Genomic DNA, 22,954 nt, shown 5'->3' on the forward strand with positions numbered 1-22,954 from the left:
CCTTTTAGGCGTTCCAGGGATGAATAACAACGCCCTGTACAACGCGGTTCACAGTGCCGCTGGCAGAAGGCGTATCCGGTGTATTGCCGATGTTAATGGATTGCGTCAAAGCAAAGACCTGGGCGTAAATCAGGAAGCAGAACGCTAATTCCATATCAATGAAAGAGCGTGCTGGCGGCAGCAGAATATGTGGGCCAGCTTCAATCACTTCATGGGTTTGTGCGGCAATTGCGACAACTCGTAGCGCCTGACGATCGCGGCGTAACTCTGCCAATAGATCGAGATCGTACTGACGTGTATAGGGGTGGCTGGAAACAAAAACCACTACCAGCGTTTCGTTATCAACCAGCGACTTTGGACCGTGACGAAAGCCGGTCGGGGAATCATAAAATGCAGCCAGTTTACCCGCAGTCAGTTCCAGAACTTTCAGTGCCGATTCACGCGCAGCTCCCTGTAATCCACCGCTACCAAGGTAGACGATCCGTTTCCACGGATCATTGCCGAACACACCGTCGCTGAAATCGCCCAGTGAAGTCAGGATCGCCTGGCACCGATCGGCTACGTCGCGGAAGGTCTGACTATTGATTTTCTCTGGGGCGAATACTGCCAGGCAACTGGCCATCATGGTGGTAATGCTGCTGGTCATGGCAAAACCACGGTCATGTGTCTCTGCGGGCATTAACAGAGCAAAGGCATTGTCGCTTGCGACTGCGTTTTGATACAGGCAACCAGCTTCGTTACAGGTGATTGGCAGGTGATAACACTCAGATACAAACTGATTAGCCAGTTCTACTGCAGCAACGCTTTCTGGGCTGTTACCTGAGCGAGCGAAAGAAACTAGCAGCAGTGGATGTGCGGGATTCAGATAATCCATCGGATTGGTGACCAGGTCAGTGGTCGGAACGGCAGTGATGTTTTTTCCGGTGTAGCTTGCCAGCCACGGGGCGATGATGTCGCCAATGAATGCTGAGGTCCCGGCCCCGGTTAGTACGATCCGCAGATCGTTTTTGCGCAACAATGGCGCAAGAAAGCTATCAATGGCGGATCGAATATTGTCGATATTGGTGAGAGAACGGATCCAACTGGCAGGTTGTTGACGGATCTCTTCTTCGGTCCAGGTGCCCGTTACCGCAGTAACAGGGGTATAGGTTTCTGGCATAACTTAAGTCCTTAGTCTTGTAAAATCCACATAAGACGCTGGCGAAAATATCGCTATCTTTCGTTTCGTTTCACTTGCTCATATAATCTATTAATTAAAATCTATAGAAAAGAAATCGAAAGGTCAATAAGATGAAATGAAATAAAACGAAAATTGTGATCGTGAGAGCGAGGGATGTAATTATCTTATTGATCTATAAAGATAAGAGTTGTTGTAAGGTGGTTGAGTATTTCCTTAAGCGAAAGGAAAAGAAAGGCCTTGCGATCAAGGATCGCAGGCCAACACAAGACAAAATGAAAGGTCAAAGGGGGAGAGCCTGACCCTGAATCCAGATCTGTTGTAAATGCAGCCCGCTATTAAGCGCGATCGCGTCGGCACGTTTACCCACTGCTAACGATCCCAGTTGGCGATCGATTCCCAACAGACGTGCAGGGTGGAGAGAGGCCATATGAATTGCCTCTTCTGCCGTTATCCCGGTGAACTCGATCATATTTCGTACGGCTGCATCAACCGAGAGCGTGCTGCCAGCCAGGCCACCGGACGTGGTACGCACAATTCCGCTGCGCATTTCCACTTGCTCACCGCAGAGCGAATAGCGCCCGTCAGGCATTCCTGCTGCCTGCATGGCATCTGTGATCAGCACCAGTCTCTCTTTCGCGCAACAGCAGCACAGCTTCATGGCCGCCGGGTGGACATGGTGTCCGTCAGCGATAAGCTCCAGCCAGGCGCGAGGGTCGGTTAACCCTGCGCCAACCATACCGGGCTCCCGGTGATGTAAGCCAGTCATACCGTTATAGCAGTGAACTAATCCGTCAGCACCTGCATCAAAGGCCGCGCGGGTTTGTTCCCAGTTGGCTGCGCTGTGGCCCAGCATCACTCGGACGTTGCGCCGCTTCAGATATTCGATAGCCTGCAATGCGCCAGTTTTTTCTGGTGCCAGCGCAACGACGCGCAATGTGTGCTGGGAAACCGTAATCAGTTCAGCCAGTTCACTGAGCTCCAGTTCCCTGAAAAGCTCAGGCGGGTGCGCCCCTTTGTTCTGCGGCGTAAAATATGGGCCTTCAAGATAACTGCCCAGCACCTGTGCGCCAGGCCCGCCGCAATGGTAGCGACGGGCAATACGCTCCAGCGCATTGTGAATATCCGGTAGTGGAGCGGTGACGGTAGTGGGTAGCCAGTTGGCTACCCCTTCACGCGCCTTGTGCATCGCCAGTTTGTCGAGCGTATCCGGTGCCTCATCCATAACATCGACGCCCGCACCACCGTGTACGTGGGTATCAATGTAAGCTGGACAAAGCAGTTCAGCGTCGCGCTCCATAACACCGGATGGGATTGGCTCTATTGCTGCAATGATACCGTCTTTAATATGTAATTGATGATCATCCAGCCATCCCTGTTCGGTTAGTAGACGCCTGGCGCGCAATCGCTTTGTCATATCCCTTCCTCAACGGGGTTTTCCTCGCGACAGCGTCCCAGCTCGTCCACCAGACTGGTTAAACCCCTGTGTCCGCACTCCAACGCCTGCACACGAAACGCTTCGCTGCTCAGGCCGTCGCGCTCCAGCACCATCTCCAGTAGCAGTTGTAGATTGGTACCGGTGATCACTTCAGTACCTTGCCTTTGCATGGCCAGTGTGGAAGCTACGCGAAATGGCGTCCCGCCCAACAGGTCTGTTAGAAACACGATGTCTTGCTGAGCATCCAGTTCACTCACTGCCTGTTCAAGTTGCGAGGTGAGTAAGGCCGTGGTTGAGGTTTCCGGAAAGTCGATGGCGATGAACTGAGTCTGTTCACCCAAAATCTGTTTCATCGCTTTTTCCATTCCGCTGGCAAACCCGCCATGGCCCGTCAAAATAATACCTAACATCTACAACCCCTTATATTTACAGGAAGTGACAGAACTTACCTACGACGCCAAGCACCACGGTAATGGCGATAAGACGAAGAGGACTCCAGCCACGCCGGACCAGCCAGAACATAGTCAATGTGTAGACCAGCGGTAAAAATGCTGGCATCAATTTGTCTATAACGTCTGTTTGCAGTTTCACAACCGCGTCGCCAGCAGTAATTTCCAGCGTAGTGCTCAGGCGAACATAGGTCGCTACCAGCGCGCCGATCACCGTCATCCCAACGATGGATGCAGCATGTCCAACCTTTTTGGTGTTAGCTTTAATTAGCGGGATGGCAGCAACGCCCATTCGATAAGCATAGTGTGCTAGCCCAAAGCGCAGACCAAGATGAACCACGTTAAACATAACAATAAAGACAACTGCGCCAAGAATAGAACCTTGCAGCGCCAGACTGGCCCCGATACCACCGCAAATAGGCAATAACGTTAACCAGAACATGGCATCACCGATACCGCCAAGTGGAGCGCCTACGGCAATCTTGGTGCTTTGAATACTGTTTACATCCTGCTTGGAGCGTTCCATCGCAAGGATAATCCCGATAACAAACGTGACCAGGAACGGGTGCGTGTTGAAGAAGCCCATATGGCCTTTCATCGAACGCGCCAGATCGCGCTTGTTGGTATGGATCTTTTTCAGTGCAGGTAACAGGCCGTACAACCATCCTGATGCCTGCATACGTTCGTAGTTAAAAGAGGCTTGTAATAACATTGAACGCCAGGCAACACGGTTGATATCTTTTTTCGTCAGCTCGGCACCGATATTCTGGTCTTCGTAGACGTTTTCATTGGTGCCGGACAGCAGCGTTTCTTCGGTTTCGGAAACGTTCGGCAGAGCCGTTTGATTAGATGCCATCTTCGAATTCCTCTTTTTGTGCTGCGGGAGCTGTAGGTTCAGGTGATTTACGCAGAAAATCGATCAGCGCCATTGCCAGTGCTGCTGCTGCGATCGCCAGCACAGGGAGTTTGAGCCAGGCTGCGGCTACAAAACCCAGGATGAAGTAGGGGATATAGACGTTTTTCATCATGATTTTCAGCAGTACGGCGAAGCCGATAGCTGGCATGATGCCGCCTGCCACGCCGAGGCCGTCAATCAGACGAGTCGGCAGAACATCTATAGCGGTTTTGGCATGTTCCGCACCAAAGTAAATCGGCAGGAACGCGCATAAAAAATAGAAGGTCCCCAGCGCCAGCAACGCCAAATAGTTGACCCGCTCAATTCCTGCGGTATAGGCATTTGCTGCCATGCGATCGCACCGAGCCATCACCCCTGACATCACAGAGAACAGGAAGGTAATCCCCATCTGTACCGCTACGGCGAACGGTACCGCCACTCCTACGGCAACTTCGGGTTTTACTCCTGTCGTTATGGCAAACGTGGTTCCCACGATAGTGCCGATAATCACGTTTGGTGGCTGAGCTCCAGCCAGCGGGGCCAGGCCCATCCACACCAGTTCCAGCGTACCACCTGTCAAAATACCGGTATGCAGATCGCCCAGAATCAGGCCGACCAGCGGCCCGAGAACAACCGGGCGGTGCATGTGCGTTAACCCGTTGAACATATCCAGGCCTGCAATAAAGGCGAGAATACCCAACGCAAAAGCCTGCAACAGACTAATTTCCATTGTGAATACCTCAGAGAAGTTTATAGAGGTCCTGGGCGGCTTCTGTTGGAACGCCCTGAACGAAGCACTCCACCCCAGCGGCTTTTAGCCCGTTGAACGCCGTAATATCGGCAGCGTCTACAGAAACCGTTTTGGCGATTTGTTGCTTGCCGTTGGCATAGTGCATATTGCCAACGTTGATACGGTTAACAGGAACACCGCCTTCAACCAGACGGAAGAAATCCGCAGGCGATTTGCAAACCAGCAGAATTTTCTGGCGATCGGCGGCACGGTGAATATTGTCGATCACTTTTTGTAGTGACCAGAAGCGTACGGCGATCCCTTCTGCCAGTACCATTTCCATCAGGTTTTGCTGTACTGGGTCTTCAGCCACTTCATCGTTAGCGACCAGCACCAGATTTGCCCCCGCAAATCCGACCCATTGCACACCAACCTGACCGTGAATCAGACGTTCATCAATGCGACTTAATACAATGTTTGGCATGGTATTTTTCTCTTTTTTGTTATTCGTTACGATCTGGAGCACCCAGGCAGGCGCAGTGATATTGCTGCAGTATGTCCTGAATATGGTTAATGATGAGTTCTCGCGGTGTGGCGCTGAGATCTCCCCCGCGCACTTTTACGTACTGCAAGGGTAAATACTGGCTAATTAGCGGCAGTGGAATGGGGTCATCCGCCAGATTACGCACCAGACGTTCGAATGCTTCATCAATCTGGTTGTCCGGCCAGTAGTAACGAACCCGATCGGAGTAGCTATAACCGCGGGCCAAACGGCGCGCGTTGCCATCGCCGTGATAGTGGCTCTGCCAGTATTCTGGTCGATCAAGCATCACGCTTTCCAGCACATGTCGCAGGCCTGAACTGGCTTTTGCTGGCAGCAATTCTTCTTCAATAGCGGCTAACGAAAACAGTGCTTCGCGCAGGGCGAATGTCAGCGCGGGTCCCACTTTCAGAATGGCGAAGTGATCTATCACCAGTTGGCGCAAGGACTGTGGCGTTTGGTAATCGGTAGAATGCGCTTCAAAAACCAGCGTGTCGTAGTCTTCCACCATTTTGCTGAGTGCCACGGCTTTCTGCGGTTGATAATCAATGATGTGTGTGTGGTCGAATTCAACGCCAGGTTGTACCACCAGGGCGATAATACGCGGCCAGATACCTTCCAGCCCGCGCTTTTCAAAGGCGTGATAATGGGCCTGTAACGTTGCACGTGCGGCATCCGGCGTTGTTACCGCCAGTTCGGTTAACGCTTCGTGAGCGCCACCAGGAACCGGAACTTCTGTGCCGATCACATAGACCAGGTCAGACTCACCAAAATGTGCCATACAGGTTTCTTCGGCTACTTTTGCCAGGCGTGCGGCGCGCTCGGCGACGATTTCATCAGTCAGGGGAACCGGGTCGTTAGTACACGACATGCTGCAATCGAGGTGGATCTTTTTAAAGCCTGCGGCGACATAACTCTTGATCAGATCGTCAGCGTTGGCCATTGCCTCTTCTGCTGGCAGATTTTGCCAACGGTTTGGCCCAAGATGGTCCCCGCCGAAAATCAGCATATCCTGAGAAAAATTAAGCGAGTCGGCTAAACGGCAGACAAAACTGCGAAAATCGGCTGGAGTCATCCCCGTATAGCCGCCAAACTGGTCAACCTGATTAGAGGTTGCTTCGATCAACAGCGGTGTATGATTGGCATGGGCGTAGCGTATTGCGGCTTCCAGTACGATTGGATGTGCGGAACAAACGGCATAAATCCCGTTTGCCTTCCCCCATTTATGCTGCTCGACCATTTTAGTTAGATGTTTCACTTTCCTCTCCAGGTCAGATAACTGCGACATCATTCTTTCGTTTTGTTTCATTTAATACTGCATCATGGTGGTATAAAAATAAAACGAAAGATAATGGTTTTCCGATCTGTTTCACAAAAGAAACGCAATGAAAGGTTTCAGCGTAAGTCTGTCTGGCTCTTACCCGTTTACGGGGCTTGCATTCACGTAAAAGAAAGGCGTTAATAGACAAAACGAAATAAAACGAAAGATTCAACTAAAGGATTTCATATGAGTAACACCGAGTCCTCTGCAGACAAGCGCGTTATCGGCACTAGCGAAAGACGTGAGCAGATCATCCAGCGATTACGGCAGCAGGGAAGCGTTCAGGTTAACGATCTTTCTTTATTTTTTGGCGTCTCCACGGTCACTATTCGTAACGACCTCGCCTTTCTGGAAAAACAGGGGATTGCGGTACGCGCCTATGGTGGAGCACTGATTTGCGAAAGCAATGCGCTTGTTGTGGAGCCTTCTGTTGAAGATAAGAGCTCACTCAATACGGCGGTAAAACGCAGTATTGCCAGAGCCGCCGCGGAGTTGATCAAACCGGGGCACCGCGTGATTCTCGACTCCGGTACCACGACGTATGAAATTGCCCGCCTGATGCGCCAGCAAACCAACGTCATTGCTATGACTAACGGTATGAATGTCGCCAATGCGTTACTGGAAGCCGAAGGGGTTGAGCTGCTGATGACCGGCGGCCATTTGCGTCGTCAGTCGCAATCATTTTATGGCGATCAGGCAGAGCAATCGCTACAAAATTATCACTTCGACATGCTGTTTCTTGGCGTTGATGCCATCGATTTAGAGCGTGGTGTTAGCACACACAACGAAGATGAAGCGCGTCTCAACCGTCGGATGTGTGAAGTGGCTGAGCGTATCATTGTCGTTACTGACTCGACGAAGTTTAACCGCTCCAGCCTGCATAAGATCATTGATACCCAGCGGATTGATATGATTATTGTTGATGAAGGTATTCCAGAGGATAGTCTGGAAGGTTTACGTAAACATGGGATTGAGGTTGTTCTGGTGAGTATCTGATAAAAAAGTCGGGAAGTTTGCGAACTCCCCGACCTGTAATCGAATTTAGCTTTCAGGAATCAGGTCACTGGCGCCGGGTTAAACACCGCCAGTTGGTTATGCAGTCCCCATTGATCCGAGAAGGTTTTCTTACGCCCGCTGGCGACGTCGAGAATAAACTCGAACAGTTTCAGACCCACGTCTTCAATGGTTTCTTCGCCGGTGGCGATGGTGCCTGCGTTGATGTCCATCAGGTCAAACCAACGGTTGGCCAGCTCGGTACGGGTCGCCATTTTTATCACCGGCACGGCCATCAGGCCGTACGGCGTACCGCGACCGGTGGTGAACACCTGCACGGTGATCCCGGAAGCGACCTGCTGCGTACCGCAGACAAAATCACTGGCGGGTGTAGCCGCGTAAATCAGGCCGCGTTTGGTTGGGCGTTGACCCGGCGACAAGACTTCGACAATCGCGCTCTTGCCAGACTTGGCAATAGAACCCAGCGCTTTTTCCACCACGTTTGCCAGACCGCCTTTCTTGTTGCCTGGAGAAGGGTTGGCGCTGCGATCCGTTTTGCCCATATCAAGGTAGTTATCGTACCAGGCCATCTCTTCAAGCAGGCGTTTACCTACTTCTTCGTTAATCGCACGTGGGGTCAGAAGATGGATGGCATCGCGCACTTCGGTAACCTCAGAGAACATTACAGTGGCGCCGCAGCGTACTAACAGGTCGGAGGCATAACCGACCGCCGGGTTGGCCGTCACGCCTGAAAACGCATCACTGCCGCCGCACTGCATGCCGACCACCAGTTCTGACGCCGGGCAGGTTTCACGCTGGCGTTGATTGAGTTTTGCCAGATGGCGTTCGGCCACCTGCAAAATATCGGCAACCATCGATTGAAAGCCAACGTGTTTTTCATCCTGCAGGCTGACGATGCTGGCGCTGTCGACCGGAATACTTTTCACATCGTGCGTGCCTTCCAGCAGGCGCTCTGGCTGCAGTTTTTCGCAGCCGAGGCCAATGACCATCACTTCACCGCCAAAGTTCGGGTTTAGCGCAATATTGTGAATGGTACGAATCGGCACGATGGCGGCTGGGGCATTAATCGCCACGCCGCAGCCGTACAGATGATTGAGTCCGACCACGCCGTCAACGTTCGGGTATTTGGGCAGCAGATTGTGCTCAATGATTTTCACCACATAATCCACCACGCCCGCCACGCAGTGCACACTGGTGGAAATACCGAGCAGATTCTTGGTGCCGACACTACCGTCCGCATTGCGATAACCTTCGAAGGTGTAACCCTCAAGAGGCGGCAGCGGCTCTGGCACTTTGGTTGCCAGCGGCAGCGTCTCCAGCGGCGGGGCCTTGGGTAGCTCAACCATTGATTCATCAATCCAACTGCCGCGAGGGATATCGCGAACGGCATAGCCTATCACTTCGCCATAACGCACGATTTCGCCGCGAACAGGAATATCCAGGAGCGCCACTTTATGTCCCTGAGGAATATGTTCAATGAGTTCCAGTCCGTCTGGAAAACGCGTCCCAGCTTTCAGACCATTGTCATTGACAATTATCGCCACATTATCTGTTTCGTGAACTTTAATATAAAACGCCGTTGGCGATTCTTGTCTGATTTCGATGTCGGCCATTGTCCAGTATTCTCCAACAAGGTGGTGATAATAGTGTGGATATTTATATTTTGAATCTAATTATAAGTAATAAAGATTCGGTATCGTGAAATAAGAATGTCAGGAGTTTATCGCCAAGAATGTGATGATGATCACTTAAACTCAGCAAGGCCGCCCCACCAGGGGTAGCAATACGTAAATGTGTGCATTAGCGCCCATGTATGTGTGCATATGCCCAAAACATTATTTTAATAACGCATGTTTAATGAGCGCTTGCACAATGATTAACGTTGCGCTGCTGATTATACTAAATCACGGTTTCATAGCGTCTGATAAATTATTATGCGTTCTTATTATCAGTAATTTATCACCAGGAATATCTACCCAATAATAATAAAAATTTAATGTACCCGAGGTAATTAGAATGATTCTGGATACAGTTGTCGAGAAAAAGAAAGGCACGCACACCCGTTACTTAATATTGCTGATAATATTTATCGTTACAGCCGTTAACTATGCGGACCGTGCAACGCTGTCAATTGCCGGCACGGAAGTGGCGAAAGAGTTACAGCTCAGTGCCATCTCAATGGGGTACATTTTCTCCGCTTTCGGCTGGGCTTACCTGTTAATGCAAATCCCCGGCGGCTGGCTGCTGGATAAGTTCGGTTCAAAGAAAGTCTATACCTACAGCCTGTTCTTCTGGTCGCTGTTTACCTTCCTGCAGGGCTTTGTAGACATGTTCCCGCTGGCCTGGGCTGGTATTTCAATGTTCATCATGCGCTTTATGCTGGGCTTCTCGGAAGCGCCGTCCTTCCCGGCGAATGCCCGTATCGTGGCGGCCTGGTTCCCGACGAAAGAGCGCGGTACGGCGTCCGCAATTTTTAATTCCGCACAGTATTTCTCTCTGGCGCTGTTTTCGCCGCTGCTGGGCTGGCTGACCTTCGCCTGGGGCTGGGAACACGTCTTTACCGTGATGGGCGTGATTGGTTTTGTGCTCACCGGACTGTGGGTAAAGTTTATTCATAACCCAACCGATCACCCGCGTATGTCGCAAGAAGAGCTGAAGTTTATCTCTGAAAACGGCGCGGTCGTGGATATGGACCATAAAAAGCCGGGTGATGTGAAGTCAGGCGGTCCTAAATTGCATTATATCAAGCAGTTGCTCACTAACCGTATGATGCTCGGCGTGTTCTTCGGACAGTATTTTATCAACACAATTACCTGGTTTTTCCTCACCTGGTTCCCGATTTACCTGGTACAGGAAAAAGGCATGTCGATCCTGAAAGTGGGCCTGGTGGCTTCGATTCCTGCGCTGTGCGGATTTGCCGGTGGCGTACTCGGCGGCGTGTTCTCTGATTATCTGATTAAACGTGGCTTCAGCATCACTCTGGCACGTAAGCTGCCGATTGTGCTCGGAATGCTGCTCGCCTCGACCATTATTCTGTGTAACTACACCGATAACACCACCTTGGTGGTGGCACTGATGGCGCTGGCGTTCTTCGGTAAAGGCTTCGGAGCGCTGGGGTGGCCGGTGATTTCCGATACTGCGCCGAAAGAGATTGTCGGTCTGTGCGGTGGGGTATTTAACGTATTTGGCAATGTGGCTTCCATCGTCACCCCGCTGGTGATTGGGTATCTGGTGAGCGAGCTGCACTCATTTAATGCTGCGCTGATGTTTGTAGGGTGCTCGGCGCTGATGGCAATGGTTTGCTACCTGTTTATTGTCGGTGACATTAAACGTATGGAATTGCAGAAATAAACAAAGGTGTAAGCGATGAATAACACGATTTTTCCGAATAAGTTTAAAGCGGCTCTCGCGGCGCAACAGATTCAGATTGGCTGCTGGTCTGCATTAGCCAGCCCAATCAGTACCGAAGTTTTAGGCCTGGCGGGTTTTGACTGGCTGGTGCTGGACGGCGAACACGCGCCGAACGACATATCGACGTTTATCCCGCAATTGATGGCGCTGAAAGGCAGCACCAGCGCGCCGGTAGTGCGCGTACCGACCAACGAGCCGGTAATTATCAAACGCCTGCTGGATATCGGATTTTACAACTTCCTGATCCCGTTCGTGGAGACGGAAGAAGAGGCGGTGAACGCCGTGGCGTCGACCCGCTATCCGCCGGAAGGTATTCGCGGCGTGTCCGTATCCCATCGCGCCAATATGTTTGGCACCGTACCGGACTACTTTGCGCAGTCGAATAAGAACATCACCATCATCGTGCAGATCGAAAGTCAGCAGGGCGTTGATAACGTTGACGCAATCGCGGCGACAGAAGGTGTCGACGGGGTCTTCGTCGGCCCAAGCGATCTGGCTGCGGCGTTAGGCCACCTCGGCAATGCGTCACATCCTGATGTGCAGAAAGCTATCCAGCACATTTTTGCCCGCGCGAAAGCACACGGCAAACCAAGCGGCATTCTGGCCCCGGTAGAGGCGGATGCGCGTCGTTATCTGGAGTGGGGCGCGACGTTTGTTGCCGTTGGCAGCGATCTTGGCGTGTTCCGTTCAGCCACGCAAAAATTGGCTGATTCTTTTAAGAAATAACCCCCCTCGACAGTAGAGAGAGATAAAGACATGACAATGAAAGTTGGTTTTATTGGCCTCGGTATTATGGGTAAACCAATGAGTAAAAACCTCCTCAAGGCAGGTTACTCGCTGGTGGTTGCTGACCGTAACCCGGAATCCATTGCGGAAGTGATTGCCGCAGGCGCAGAAACCGCCGCCACGGCGAAAGATATTGCCGAGCAGTGCGATGTGATCATCACCATGCTGCCGAATTCTCCGCATGTGAAAGAAGTGGCGCTGGGAGAGGGCGGCATTATTGAAGGGGCGAAACCGGGGACAGTGCTGATCGACATGAGCTCCATCGCGCCGTTAGCCAGCCGTGAAATCAGCGACGCGCTGAAAGCGAAAGGCGTGGATATGCTGGACGCGCCGGTAAGCGGTGGCGAACCGAAAGCCATCGACGGTACTCTGTCGGTGATGGTTGGCGGTGATAAAGCGATTTTTGACAAATATTACGATCTGATGAAGGCGATGGCAGGTTCCGTGGTACATACCGGTGATATCGGCGCAGGTAACGTCACCAAGCTGGCGAATCAGGTGATTGTGGCGCTGAACATTGCGGCGATGTCGGAAGCGCTGACGCTGGCGACCAAAGCGGGCGTAAACCCGGATCTGGTGTATCAGGCGATCCGTGGTGGGCTGGCGGGAAGCACCGTACTGGATGCGAAAGCGCCGATGGTTATGGACAGAAACTTTAAGCCGGGTTTCCGTATCGACCTGCATATTAAAGATCTGGCGAACGCGCTGGATACCTCTCATGGCGTTGGCGCTCAGTTACCGCTGACTGCTGCAGTCATGGAGATGATGCAGGCGCTACGCGCAGATGGGCTGGGCACCGCCGATCATAGCGCACTCGCATGCTACTACGAAAAACTGGCGAAAGTGGAAGTCACTCGCTAACAAGAAGGGCGCGGATGCGCGCCCTGTATTTCTTGCCTTGCGCGGCACTGTCAGGCTACATAACTATGAAAATCGTAATTGCCCCAGACTCTTATAAAGAAAGCCTTTCTGCCACCGAGGTAGCTCAGGCAATAGAAAAAGGATTTCGGGAAATTTTCCCCGATGCGCAATATGTTTCTGTCCCGGTTGCCGATGGCGGTGAAGGAACGGTCGAAGCCATGATTGCCGCTACGCAGGGGAGTGAACATTCAGCGTGGGTGACAGGGCCGCTGGGCGAAAAAGTGAATGCCTGCTGGGGCATGTCTGGAGATGGTAAAACCGCGTTTATCGAAATGGCGGCAGCCAGCGGTCTGGCGTTGGTTCCACCTGAAAAGCGTAACCCGTTAGTCACCACGTCGCGCGGCACCGGGGAGTTGATTTTGCAGGCGCTGGATAGCGGTGCGCAGAGCATCATTATTGGTATTGGCGGCAGTGCGACCAACGACGGCGGCGCGGGTATGGTGCAGGCGCTGGGGGCGAAACTCTGCGACGCCAACGGGACAGAGATTGGCAACGGTGGTGGAAGCCTGGAGAGTCTGAACACCATCGATATATCGGGCCTGGATCCGCGCTTAAAAACCTGCTCAATTCGCGTGGCCTGCGATGTGACTAATCCACTCACCGGTGATACTGGCGCTTCGCGCATTTTTGGCCCGCAGAAAGGGGCGACGGAAGAACGCATTATCGAACTGGACCGCAATCTGTCTCACTATGCCGACATCATTAAAAAATCGCTGCGGGTTGATGTGAAAGACGTTCCTGGCTCTGGTGCGGCTGGCGGAATGGGTGCCGCATTAATGGCTTTTTTAGGTGCGGAGCTGCGCAGTGGTATTGAGATTGTGACCCAGGCGCTCAATCTGGAAGAGCATATTCATGACTGTACGCTGGTGGTGACCGGAGAAGGGCGGATTGACAGCCAGAGCATTCACGGCAAAGTGCCAGTGGGTGTGGCGAATGTCGCGAAGAAGTACCACAAGCCGGTAATTGGTATTGGCGGCAGCCTGACGCGCGATGTGGAGGTGGTGCATCAATATGGTATCGATGCGGTGTTTAGCGTATTAACCACCATCAGCACGCTGGAAGAGGCCTTTCGTGGGGCATTTGATAATATTTATCGCGCTTCAAGAAACATCGCCGCCACGTTGGCGATAGGAATGCGCAGTGCGGGGTGACAATGCCCCGCAAACCCTCTATACTGCGCGCCGAAGCTGACCAGACAGTCGCCGCTTCGTCGTCGTCCTCTTCGGGGGAGACGGGCGGAGGGGAGGAAAGTCCGGGCTCCATAGGGCAGGGTGCCAGGTAACGCCTGGGGGGGAAACCCACGACCAGTGCAACAGAGAGCAAACCGCCGATGGCCCACGCAAGTGGGATCAGGTAAGGGTGAAAGGGTGCGGTAAGAGCGCACCGCGCGGCTGGTAACAGTCCGTGGCACGGTAAACTCCACCCGGAGCAAGGCCAAATAGGGGTTCACAAGGTACGGCCCGTACTGAACCCGGGTAGGCTGCTTGAGCCAGTGAGCGATTGCTGGCCTAGATGAATGACTGTCCACGACAGAACCCGGCTTATCGGTCAGCTTCACCTCCTTATAAAACCCCGCTTCGGCGGGGTTTTTGCTTTGTAGGCAGACTGTCCACGACGCTATACTCAAAAGAACGCGGCTTATCGGTCAGCTTCACCTCTTTATAAAAAACCCGCTTCGGCGAGGTTTTTTGCTTTATAGGCAGACTGTCCACGACGCTATGCTCAAAAGAACTCGGCTTATCGGTCAACTTCACTCTTTATAAAAACCCCGCTTCGGCGAGGTTTTTTGCTTTATAGACTGGATAAGACGTTTACACTGCCATCCGGCAGACGTTTTTCCTGTCGTGTTGTAGTTGGTTCACCACGAATCTGGCCTTTATTTCCCATTCATCTCATCGTTATTTGACCTTATTTACGCGCTGAACTTCTTTTATCTAAGGGAATGGCTTGCGGGATATTTCCTTTTTTGTGATGACTAGCACAAAACGCTGCGCGATACGTTTTTATCGAGAATAATCGAACGCAATCGATCGCCATCACAAAATTACTGGCTGATAAATTGTACAAAACTACTGTTAATGCAATGTTGCATGTGATGATTATTTGTATGTTTTGGTTTAAATATTAATAAATGCAATGTTTCTTTACAAACAAATAAGGCTAAAAAACGTGATGCATAACGTTATTTGACCACTATAAACGATAAAATATAATTATATTTGATAAGTTGCTTATTAAATTTAAGCGCTGTTTTGCCTGGTAATTACTCTGTAATTGATTGAAATATAGCCTTTCGTGGTTTTAAGAAATAGCAGGGAAAATGGTGTTGTTATAGCCATAAAAAATCGTTATCCCCCCATCTTTTTTTGATTAAAGTCAGGATAAAGTGAGATCGATATTTCATATCTATATGATTATTAAGTGATTTCAATTTAAATAATAGTCTTACAAAATGTAAGTCAAGGGGATTTGTGAGTGGTAGCACATATCCTCGTTCGCTTAATTTGGTACACTTCCTGCCGTCAACAAAGTAATTAGCGCAGGTCGATATGAATACTATTACACTCCCTAAAACACAGCACTTAGTGGTCTTTCAGGAAGTCATTAGAAGTGGTTCTATCGGCTCAGCTGCAAAAGAATTAGGTTTAACTCAACCGGCTGTCAGCAAAATCATTAATGATGTAGAAGCTTATTTCGGTATTGAGTTAGTCGTACGCAAAAATACTGGTGTGACTTTAACTCAGGCAGGTCAGGTTATGCTCTCATGGTCTGAATCTATTACCCGTGAAATGAAGAACATGGTTGATGAGATGAACAGCATGACGAGCAATGCGGTCGTTGATGTGTCGTTTGGCTTTCCTTCACTGATTGCCTTCACCATCATGTCCGGCATGATTAAAAAATTCAAAGAAGTGTTCCCGAAAGCGCAGGTTTCCATGTATGAAGCTCAGCTCTCCTCGTTCTTACCTGCGATTCGTGACGGGCGTCTGGACTTCGCGATCGGTACGCTGAGTGATGAGATGAAACTGCACGATCTGCATGTTGAACCGCTCTTTGAGTCAGACTTCATCCTGGTTGCCAGCAAGTCCCGAACATGCACCGGCATCACCTCGCTGAGCGCGTTGAAAAACGAACAGTGGGTGTTGCCACAAACGAATATGGGGTACTACAGTGAACTTCTAACCACGTTACAAAATAATGGCATCAGCAGTGAAAACATCGTTAAAACAGACTCCGTCGTTACGATTTATAATCTTGTTCTCAATGCTGATTTCTTAACAGTAATTCCCTGCGATATGACCACACCATTTGGCTCAAACCAGTTTATTACTATCCCGGTAGAAGAAACCTTACCCGTCGCGCGTTATGCCGCCGTATGGTCGAAAAATTATCGAATTAAAAAAGCAGCATCTATTTTGGTGGAATTAGCCAAAGAGTATTCATCATATAATTGTCGGAGACGAAGGCAATTAATTGAAATTGATTAAAGATTGAATTTGTTTTAACACGAAATCAACGCCATCTGTCTATATCTGACAATGGTCACGGCTATCTATTTACTTTAATACCCTAGTAAGAGGTTCTAATGCACATTACATACGATCTCCCAGTTGCAATTGAAGATATCCTCGAAGCGAAAAAAAGACTGGCGGGGAAAATTTATAAAACGGGAATGCCTCGCTCTAACTATTTTAGTGAACGTTGCAAAGGGGAAATTTTCCTCAAGTTTGAAAATATGCAGCGTACCGGTTCATTTAAAATCCGTGGTGCGTTTAACAAGCTCAGTTCATTAACCGAAGCTGAAAGATGTAAGGGCGTGGTGGCTTGCTCTGCAGGTAACCATGCGCAAGGGGTTTCTCTCTCCTGCGCCATGCTCGGAATCGACGGCAAAGTGGTCATGCCGAAAGGCGCGCCGAAGTCTAAAGTTGCTGCAACCTGCGATTATTCCGCAGAGGTTGTGCTGCACGGCGACAACTTCAACGACACCATCGCTAAGGTTAGCGAGATTGTGGAAACTGAAGGCCGTATCTTTATTCCGCCGGTAATGACTCCAACTTATTGATAGTGTTTTATGTTCAGATAATGCCCGATGACTTTGTCATGCAGCTCCACCGATTTTGAGAACGACAGCGACTTCCGTCCCAGCCTTGCCAGGTGCTGCCTCAGATTCAGGTTATGCCGCTCAATGCGCTGAGTGTAACGCTTGCTGATAACGTGCAGCTTTCCCTTCAGGCGGGATTCATACAGCGGCCAGCCATCCGTCATCCATACCACGACCTCAAAGGCCGACAGCAGGCTCAGAAGACGCTCCAGTGTGGCCAGAGTGCGTTCACCGAATACGTGCGCCACAACCGTCTTCCGGAGCCTGTCATACGCGTAAAACAGCCAGCGCTGGCGCGATTTAGCCCCGACGTATCCCCACTGTTCGTCCATTTCCGCGCAGACGATGACGTCACTGCCCGGCTGTATGCGCGAGGTTACCGACTGCGGCCTGAGTTTTTTAAATGGCGGAAAATCGTGTTGAGGCCAACGCCCATAATGCGGGCGGTTGCCCGGCATCCAACGCCATTCATGGCCATATCAATGATTTTCTGGTGCGTACCGGGTTGAGAAGCGGTGTAAGTGAACTGCAGTTGCCATGTTTTACGGCAGTGAGAGCAGAGATAGCGCTGATGTCCGGCGGTGCTTTTGCCGTTACGCACCACCCCGTCAGTAGCTGAACAGGAGGGACAGCTGATAGAAACAGAAGCCACTGGAGCACCTCAAAAACACCATCATACACTAAATCAGTAAGTTGGCAGCATCACCTATTCCGCCATATGATGACCCGAAAGTGATTGCTGGTCAGGGCACTATTGGTCTGGAAATTCTGGAAGATCTGTACGATGTCGATAACGTGATTGTGCCAATTGGCGGTGGCGGACTGATTGCTGGTATTGCGGTGGCAATTAAATCTATTAACCCGACTATTAAAATTATTGGCGTACAGTCTGAAAATGTTCATGGCATGGCGGCTTCTTTCCACGCTGGAGAAATAACCACGCACCGAACGACCGGCACCCTGGCGGATGGTTGTGACGTTTCCCGCCCGGGTACTTTAACGTATGAAATTGTTCGTGAGTTGGTGGATGACATTGTCCTGGTCAGCGAAGATGAAATTCGCAACAGCATGGTGGCATTAATTCAGCGAAATAAAGTTGTGACTGAAGGTGCCGGCGCGCTGGCTTGCGCAGCATTATTAAGCGGGAAATTAGATAGCTATATCCAGAACAGAAAAACAGTCAGCATTATTTCTGGCGGTAATATCGACCTTTCTCGTGTATCTCAAATTACTGGTTTAGTTGACGCTTAATATACTTCGTTGAGGATAGGATATGAGTACTACTGATAGCATTGTATCCAGCCAGACAAAACAGTCGTCCTGGCGCAAATCGGACACCACCTGGACACTGGGTTTATTTGGTACAGCCATCGGCGCCGGGGTGCTGTTCTTCCCTATCCGCGCAGGTTTTGGCGGACTGATCCCCATTCTGATAATGCTGGTGTTAGCATACCCCATCGCCTTCTATTGCCACCGTGCGCTGGCACGCCTGTGTCTTTCCGGTTCTAACCCTTCCGGTAATATCACAGAAACGGTTGAAGAGCACTTTGGTAAAACGGGCGGCGTGGTTATCACGTTCCTCTACTTCTTTGCGATTTGTCCGCTGCTGTGGATTTATGGCGTCACCATTACCAACACCTTTATGACCTTTTGGGAAAACCAGTTGCAGATGCCAGCGTTAAACCGTGGCTTCGTGGCACTGTTCCTGCTGCTGCTGATGGCATTCGTTATCTGGTTTGGTAAGGATCTGATGGTTAAAGTGATGAGCTACCTGGTATGGCCGTTTATTGCCAGCCTGGTGCTGATCTCTCTGTCTCTGATTCCTTACTGGAACTCTGCGGTTATCGATCAGGTTGATCTCAGCAATATCGCTCTGACTGGCCATGACGGCATCCTGGTTACCGTGTGGCTGGGTATTTCCATCATGGTGTTCTCTTTCAACTTTTCACCAATCGTTTCTTCCTTCGTGGTCTCTAAACGTGAAGAGTATGAGAAAGATTACGGTCGCGAATTTACCGAGCAGAAATGTTCAAAAATCATCTCCCGCGCCAGTATGCTGATGGTTGCCGTGGTGATGTTCTTTGCCTTTAGCTGCCTGTTCACGCTCTCTCCGGCAAACATGGCGGATGCGAAAGCGCAGAACATTCCAGTACTGTCTTACCTGGCGAACCACTTCGCTTCACTGTCCGGTTCGAAGTCCACCTTCGCGACCGTTCTGGAGTACGGCGCTTCAATCATCGCACTGGTTGCTATCTTCAAATCTTTCTTCGGCCACTACCTGGGCACGCTGGAAGGTCTGAACGGTCTGGTGCTGAAGTTTGGTTACAAAGGCGATAAAACTAAGGTTTCCGCTGGCAAACTTAATACCATCAGCATGATCTTCATCATGGGCTCCACCTGGGTTGTGGCTTACGCCAACCCGAACATCCTGGACCTGATTGAAGCAATGGGCGCGCCGATTATTGCCTCTCTGCTCTGCCTGCTGCCGATGTATGCCATCCGTAAAGCACCGTCACTGGCGAAATACCGTGGCCGTCTGGATAACGTGTTTGTTACCGTGATTGGTCTGCTGACTATCCTGAACATTGTCTACAAACTGTTTTAATCCTTAAGCTCAGGATGAGCGGAGTAGTGAAATGAATGAGTTTCCGGTAGTACTGGTTATTAACTGTGGTTCGTCTTCCATTAAATTCTCAGTGCTGGATGCAGCGAACTGTGAAGTTTTAATGGCGGGAATCGCGGACGGTATTAACTCTGAAAATGCGTTCATAGCAATTAATGGAGGAGAGCCAGCTAAGCTGGCTCACCACAGCTACGAAGACGCATTAAAAGCAATCGCCGTTGAACTGGAAAAACGTAATTTAATGGACAGCGTGGCCTTAATTGGCCACCGCATTGCCCACGGTGGAAATATCTTTACCGAATCAGCAATTATTACTGACGACGTTATCGATAATATTCGCCGGGTATCGCCTTTAGCACCGTTACATAATTATGCGAACCTCAGTGGGATTGAATCCGCACAGCACCTTTTCCCAGGCGTGCAGCAGGTTGCGGTATTTGATACCAGCTTCCACCAGACGATGGCCCCTGAGGCCTATCTTTACGGTCTACCGTGGAAATATTTTGAGGAGTTAGGCGTTCGTCGTTATGGCTTCCACGGTACGTCGCACCGCTATGTATCTCAGCGAGCGCATGAGCTTCTTGAGTTGCAGAGTGATGACTCCGGTCTGGTTGTGGCTCACCTGGGGAACGGCGCGTCAATCTGCGCGGTGCGTAACGGGCAGAGCGTTGATACCTCAATGGGCATGACGCCGTTGGAAGGACTGATGATGGGCACACGCAGCGGTGACGTCGATTTCGGCGCCATGGCGTGGATTGCCAGCGAAACCAACCAGACGCTGAGCGACCTTGAGCGCGTTGTGAATAAAGAGTCCGGTTTACTGGGTATTTCCGGTTTGTCCTCTGACTTACGTACGTTAGAAAAAGCCTGGCACGAGGGACATGAGCGTGCGCAGTTGGCGATTAAAACGTTTGTGCATCGTATCGCGCGCCATATCGCCGGACATGCCGCTTCGCTGCATCGTCTTGATGGGATTATTTTCACCGGTGGAATAGGTGAGAACTCGGTATTAATTCGTCGTCTGGTTATCGAGCATCTCGCCGTTTTAGGGGTGAATATCGACAGCGAGATGAATAGCCTGCCAAATTCCCATGGCGAAAGAATTATCTCTAATAAAGATGCTCGTGTTATTTGTGCGGTTATTCCCACAAATGAAGAGAAAATGATTGCGCGTGATGCCATTGCGTTAGGCAAAATTAATATACCAGTAGAATTTGCATAATTAATTTTCAGCAGAGAGATTATTTTTCATGAAGGTAAATATCGATACCAGCGATATGCTGTATGCCGAAGCCTGGAATGGCTTTAAAGGTACGGACTGGAAAGAAGAAATTAATGTCCGTGATTTTATTCAGCACAACTATACGCCTTATGAAGGGGATGAATCTTTCCTCGCCGAAGCAACGCCAGCGACCACTGCATTGTGGGAAAAAGTTATGGCGGGCATCCGTATTGAAAACTCGACGCACGCGCCGGTTGATTTCGATACCAATATTGCCACCACGATAACCGCACATGATGCGGGTTATATTGAACAAGAACTGGAAAAAATCGTTGGTCTGCAAACGGATAAGCCGCTCAAGCGCGCTCTGCATCCGTTTGGCGGCATCAACATGATCAAAAGCTCTTTTGATGCTTATGGTCGTGAGATGGATGCTGATTTTGAATACCAGTTTACTGAACTGCGTAAAACCCATAACCAGGGCGTATTCGACGCCTACTCTCCGGATATGCTGCGCTGCCGTAAATCCGGCGTGCTGACCGGTCTGCCGGATGGCTATGGCCGTGGTCGTATCATCGGCGACTATCGCCGCGTCGCGTTGTACGGTATTCGCTACCTGGTACGTGAGCGTGAACTGCAGTTTGCCGATCTCCAGTCGAACCTGGAGTGGGGCCAGAATCTTGAAGCCACGATTCGCCTGCGCGAAGAGCTGTCTGAGCACCGTCGCGCCCTGCTACAGATGCAGGAAATGGCAGCGAAGTACGGCTGCGATATCTCCCGCCCGGCGCGTAATGCGCAGGAAGCGGTGCAGTGGGTTTACTTTGCTTACCTGGCTGCGGTGAAATCTCAGAACGGCGGCGCAATGTCGCTGGGCCGTACCGCATCGTTCCTCGACATCTACATCGAGCGCGATTTCAAAGCGGGAATTTTAAACGAGCAGCAGGCGCAGGAGCTGATCGACCACTTCATTATGAAGATCCGTATGGTGCGCTTCCTGCGCACGCCGGAATTCGACACCCTGTTCTCAGGCGACCCTATCTGGGCGACTGAAGTTATCGGCGGCATGGGGCTGGATGGCCGCACGCTGGTGACGAAAAACTCGTTCCGCTACCTGCATACGCTGCACACTATGGGACCGGCGCCTGAGCCGAACCTGACGGTGCTGTGGTCTGAAGCGCTGCCGATTGCCTTCAAAAAGTACGCCGCCCAGGTGTCTATCATCACCTCGTCTTTGCAGTATGAAAACGACGATTTGATGCGTGCCGACTTTGACAGCGATGACTATGCCATTGCCTGCTGCGTAAGCCCGATGGTTATCGGCAAACAAATGCAGTTCTTCGGTGCGCGTGCCAACCTCGCCAAAACGTTGCTGTACGCAATCAACGGCGGCGTGGATGAGAAGCTGAAAATTCAGGTTGGGCCGAAAACGGCACCGCTGATGGATGACGTGCTGGATTACGATACGGTGATGGAGAGCCTGGACCACTTTATGGACTGGCTGGCCGTGCAGTACATCAGCGCGCTGAACATCATCCACTATATGCACGACAAGTACAGCTATGAAGCTTCGCTGATGGCGCTACACGATCGTGATGTCTATCGCACGATGGCTTGTGGTATGGCGGGTCTGTCCGTGGCGGCGGATTCTCTGTCGGCTATCAAATACGCCCGCGTGAAACCGATTCGTGATGAAAACGGTCTGGCTGTCGATTTCGAAATCGAAGGCGACTATCCGCAATACGGCAACAATGACGAGCGAGTAGACAGCATTGCCTGCGACCTGGTCGAACGCTTCATGAAGAAAATTAAGGTGTTGCCAACCTACCGTAATGCGGTGCCGACGCAGTCCATCCTGACCATCACTTCCAACGTGGTGTACGGACAGAAAACCGGTAACACACCGGACGGACGTCGCGCAGGTACGCCGTTTGCGCCAGGGGCTAACCCGATGCACGGCCGCGATCGTAAAGGCGCGGTTGCGTCGTTAACCTCAGTGGCCAAACTGCCGTTTACCTATGCCAAAGACGGTATCTCGTACACCTTCTCCATTGTGCCGGCTGCACTGGGCAAAGAAGATGGGGTGCGTAAAACCAACCTGGTTGGTCTGCTGGACGGTTACTTCCACCATGAAGCGCATGTGGAAGGTGGGCAGCATCTGAACGTTAACGTTATGAACCGTGAAATGTTGATGGATGCCATTGAGCACCCGGAAAACTATCCAAACCTGACGATCCGCGTGTCTGGCTATGCGGTGCGCTTCAACGCGTTGACCCGTGAACAGCAGCAAGATGTTATTTCACGTACTTTCACCCAGGCGCTCTGAC

18 protein-coding genes, 1 other RNA gene and 2 pseudogenes are annotated in these 22,954 nt (G+C 51.0%); 12 read left to right on the forward strand and 9 right to left on the reverse strand.

Features of this window, described 5'->3' with window-relative positions:
* Positions 1-4 precede the first annotated feature (4 nt).
* From O6D90_RS02905 to kbaZ, 7 genes are all read right to left on the reverse strand, one after another.
* Complete coding sequence (locus O6D90_RS02905; protein ID WP_016157554.1) at positions 5-1,159, reverse strand: AgaS family sugar isomerase; 1,155 nt, start codon at positions 1,157-1,159, stop codon at positions 5-7.
* 301 nt (positions 1,160-1,460) lie between these two features.
* On the reverse strand, positions 1,461-2,594 hold the full coding sequence (gene nagA / locus O6D90_RS02910) for an N-acetylglucosamine-6-phosphate deacetylase (RefSeq protein ID WP_016157553.1): 1,134 nt from the start codon (positions 2,592-2,594) through the stop codon (positions 1,461-1,463).
* Entirely contained in the window at positions 2,591-3,025 is a 435-nt protein-coding gene (gene agaF / locus O6D90_RS02915) for a PTS galactosamine/N-acetylgalactosamine transporter subunit IIA (protein ID WP_016157552.1), read from the reverse strand. Before agaF ends, nagA begins: the two co-directional genes overlap by 4 nt.
* 16 nt (positions 3,026-3,041) lie before the next feature.
* Complete coding sequence (gene agaE, locus O6D90_RS02920) at positions 3,042-3,920, reverse strand: PTS N-acetylgalactosamine transporter subunit IID (protein WP_003024929.1); 879 nt, start codon at positions 3,918-3,920, stop codon at positions 3,042-3,044.
* Positions 3,910-4,689: a PTS N-acetylgalactosamine transporter subunit IIC gene (gene agaW, locus O6D90_RS02925; protein WP_016157551.1), complete on the reverse strand. Its 780-nt coding sequence runs from the start codon at positions 4,687-4,689 to the stop codon at positions 3,910-3,912. Before agaW ends, agaE begins: the two co-directional genes overlap by 11 nt.
* A gap of 10 nt (positions 4,690-4,699) precedes the next feature.
* Positions 4,700-5,173, reverse strand: a complete 474-nt coding sequence (gene agaV, locus O6D90_RS02930; RefSeq protein WP_016157550.1) for a PTS N-acetylgalactosamine transporter subunit IIB — start codon at positions 5,171-5,173, stop codon at positions 4,700-4,702.
* Between the two features lie 19 nt (positions 5,174-5,192).
* Entirely contained in the window at positions 5,193-6,470 is a 1,278-nt protein-coding gene (gene kbaZ, locus O6D90_RS02935) for a tagatose-bisphosphate aldolase subunit KbaZ (protein ID WP_032931839.1), read from the reverse strand.
* Between the two features lie 267 nt (positions 6,471-6,737).
* Between kbaZ and O6D90_RS02940 the strand changes: the two genes are divergently transcribed.
* Positions 6,738-7,547 carry a DeoR family transcriptional regulator gene (locus O6D90_RS02940; protein WP_016157548.1) on the forward strand — a complete coding sequence of 270 codons (810 nt, stop codon included), beginning with the start codon at positions 6,738-6,740 and terminating at the stop codon, positions 7,545-7,547.
* Positions 7,548-7,606: 59 nt separating this feature from the next.
* Here the strand turns inward: O6D90_RS02940 and garD are convergent, their stop codons facing one another.
* Entirely contained in the window at positions 7,607-9,178 is a 1,572-nt protein-coding gene (gene garD / locus O6D90_RS02945; protein ID WP_016157547.1) for a galactarate dehydratase, read from the reverse strand.
* Positions 9,179-9,581: 403 nt separating this feature from the next.
* Between garD and garP the strand changes: the two genes are divergently transcribed.
* The 7 genes and pseudogenes from garP to O6D90_RS02980 form a co-directional block, all read left to right on the forward strand.
* Positions 9,582-10,916 (forward strand): galactarate/glucarate/glycerate transporter GarP, encoded by a 1,335-nt coding sequence (garP, locus tag O6D90_RS02950; RefSeq protein ID WP_003024898.1) that lies wholly within the window; start codon positions 9,582-9,584, stop codon positions 10,914-10,916.
* Between the two features lie 15 nt (positions 10,917-10,931).
* Positions 10,932-11,702, forward strand: a complete 771-nt coding sequence (gene garL / locus O6D90_RS02955; protein ID WP_016157546.1) for a 2-dehydro-3-deoxyglucarate aldolase — start codon at positions 10,932-10,934, stop codon at positions 11,700-11,702.
* 30 nt (positions 11,703-11,732) lie between these two features.
* A complete protein-coding gene (gene garR / locus O6D90_RS02960) occupies positions 11,733-12,623 on the forward strand; it encodes a 2-hydroxy-3-oxopropionate reductase (RefSeq protein ID WP_016154635.1) in 891 nt (296 codons plus the stop codon).
* Between the two features lie 65 nt (positions 12,624-12,688).
* Positions 12,689-13,834, forward strand: a complete 1,146-nt coding sequence (gene garK, locus O6D90_RS02965) for a glycerate 2-kinase (RefSeq protein ID WP_032931837.1) — start codon at positions 12,689-12,691, stop codon at positions 13,832-13,834.
* A gap of 32 nt (positions 13,835-13,866) precedes the next feature.
* An RNA gene (gene rnpB / locus O6D90_RS02970) (RNase P RNA component class A) lies at positions 13,867-14,243 on the forward strand.
* Between the two features lie 989 nt (positions 14,244-15,232).
* Positions 15,233-16,171 carry a transcriptional regulator TdcA gene (tdcA, locus tag O6D90_RS02975; RefSeq protein ID WP_003828596.1) on the forward strand — a complete coding sequence of 313 codons (939 nt, stop codon included), beginning with the start codon at positions 15,233-15,235 and terminating at the stop codon, positions 16,169-16,171.
* 98 nt (positions 16,172-16,269) lie between these two features.
* Positions 16,270-16,737 (forward strand): annotated as a pseudogene (locus tag O6D90_RS02980) (pyridoxal-phosphate dependent enzyme); the annotation flags it as partial.
* A 2-nt stretch (positions 16,738-16,739) separates the two neighbouring features.
* Here the strand turns inward: O6D90_RS02980 and O6D90_RS02985 are convergent.
* Positions 16,740-17,437 (reverse strand): IS1 family transposase gene (locus O6D90_RS02985; protein ID WP_151884388.1). Its coding sequence is split into 2 segments (ribosomal slippage): positions 16,740-17,188 and positions 17,188-17,437, totalling 699 coding nucleotides; the frame shifts between segments, so codons are not numbered across the junction.
* Positions 17,438-17,493: 56 nt separating this feature from the next.
* Here O6D90_RS02985 and O6D90_RS02990 point away from each other — a divergent pair.
* From O6D90_RS02990 to pflB, 4 genes and pseudogenes are all read left to right on the forward strand, one after another.
* A pseudogene (locus O6D90_RS02990) lies at positions 17,494-18,036 on the forward strand (pyridoxal-phosphate dependent enzyme); the annotation flags it as partial.
* Positions 18,037-18,058: 22 nt separating this feature from the next.
* Positions 18,059-19,390, forward strand: coding sequence for a threonine/serine transporter TdcC (gene tdcC / locus O6D90_RS02995; protein ID WP_016154633.1), 1,332 nt, complete (start codon positions 18,059-18,061; stop codon positions 19,388-19,390).
* Positions 19,391-19,421: 31 nt separating this feature from the next.
* Positions 19,422-20,630: a propionate kinase gene (gene tdcD, locus O6D90_RS03000; protein WP_016154632.1), complete on the forward strand. Its 1,209-nt coding sequence runs from the start codon at positions 19,422-19,424 to the stop codon at positions 20,628-20,630.
* Between the two features lie 28 nt (positions 20,631-20,658).
* Positions 20,659-22,953 (forward strand): formate C-acetyltransferase, encoded by a 2,295-nt coding sequence (gene pflB, locus O6D90_RS03005; RefSeq protein WP_016154631.1) that lies wholly within the window; start codon positions 20,659-20,661, stop codon positions 22,951-22,953.
* Position 22,954 lies beyond the last annotated feature (1 nt).

It is taken from the genome of Citrobacter sp. 21OH12SH02A-Citro, assembly GCF_027919895.1.
In the GTDB taxonomy this organism is placed as follows: domain Bacteria; phylum Pseudomonadota; class Gammaproteobacteria; order Enterobacterales; family Enterobacteriaceae; genus Citrobacter; species Citrobacter braakii.

Excerpts from the sequence above, each read along its gene's own strand:
- garR (WP_016154635.1), top strand. The coding sequence starts at position 11,733 with ATGACAATGAAAGTTGGTTTTATTGGCCTCGGTATTATGGGTAAACCA.
- garL (WP_016157546.1), top strand. The coding sequence starts at position 10,932 with ATGAATAACACGATTTTTCCGAATAAGTTTAAAGCGGCTCTCGCGGCG.
- garP (WP_003024898.1), top strand. The coding sequence starts at position 9,582 with ATGATTCTGGATACAGTTGTCGAGAAAAAGAAAGGCACGCACACCCGT.
- agaW (WP_016157551.1), bottom strand. The coding sequence starts at position 4,689 with ATGGAAATTAGTCTGTTGCAGGCTTTTGCGTTGGGTATTCTCGCCTTT.
- agaE (WP_003024929.1), bottom strand. The coding sequence starts at position 3,920 with ATGGCATCTAATCAAACGGCTCTGCCGAACGTTTCCGAAACCGAAGAA.
- agaF (WP_016157552.1), bottom strand. The coding sequence starts at position 3,025 with ATGTTAGGTATTATTTTGACGGGCCATGGCGGGTTTGCCAGCGGAATG.
- O6D90_RS02905 (WP_016157554.1), bottom strand. The coding sequence starts at position 1,159 with ATGCCAGAAACCTATACCCCTGTTACTGCGGTAACGGGCACCTGGACC.
- nagA (WP_016157553.1), bottom strand. The coding sequence starts at position 2,594 with ATGACAAAGCGATTGCGCGCCAGGCGTCTACTAACCGAACAGGGATGG.
- tdcD (WP_016154632.1), top strand. The coding sequence starts at position 19,422 with ATGAATGAGTTTCCGGTAGTACTGGTTATTAACTGTGGTTCGTCTTCC.
- garK (WP_032931837.1), top strand. The coding sequence starts at position 12,689 with ATGAAAATCGTAATTGCCCCAGACTCTTATAAAGAAAGCCTTTCTGCC.
- garD (WP_016157547.1), bottom strand. The coding sequence starts at position 9,178 with ATGGCCGACATCGAAATCAGACAAGAATCGCCAACGGCGTTTTATATT.
- kbaZ (WP_032931839.1), bottom strand. The coding sequence starts at position 6,470 with ATGGTCGAGCAGCATAAATGGGGGAAGGCAAACGGGATTTATGCCGTT.
- tdcC (WP_016154633.1), top strand. The coding sequence starts at position 18,059 with ATGAGTACTACTGATAGCATTGTATCCAGCCAGACAAAACAGTCGTCC.
- pflB (WP_016154631.1), top strand. The coding sequence starts at position 20,659 with ATGAAGGTAAATATCGATACCAGCGATATGCTGTATGCCGAAGCCTGG.
- O6D90_RS02940 (WP_016157548.1), top strand. The coding sequence starts at position 6,738 with ATGAGTAACACCGAGTCCTCTGCAGACAAGCGCGTTATCGGCACTAGC.
- tdcA (WP_003828596.1), top strand. The coding sequence starts at position 15,233 with ATGAATACTATTACACTCCCTAAAACACAGCACTTAGTGGTCTTTCAG.
- agaV (WP_016157550.1), bottom strand. The coding sequence starts at position 5,173 with ATGCCAAACATTGTATTAAGTCGCATTGATGAACGTCTGATTCACGGT.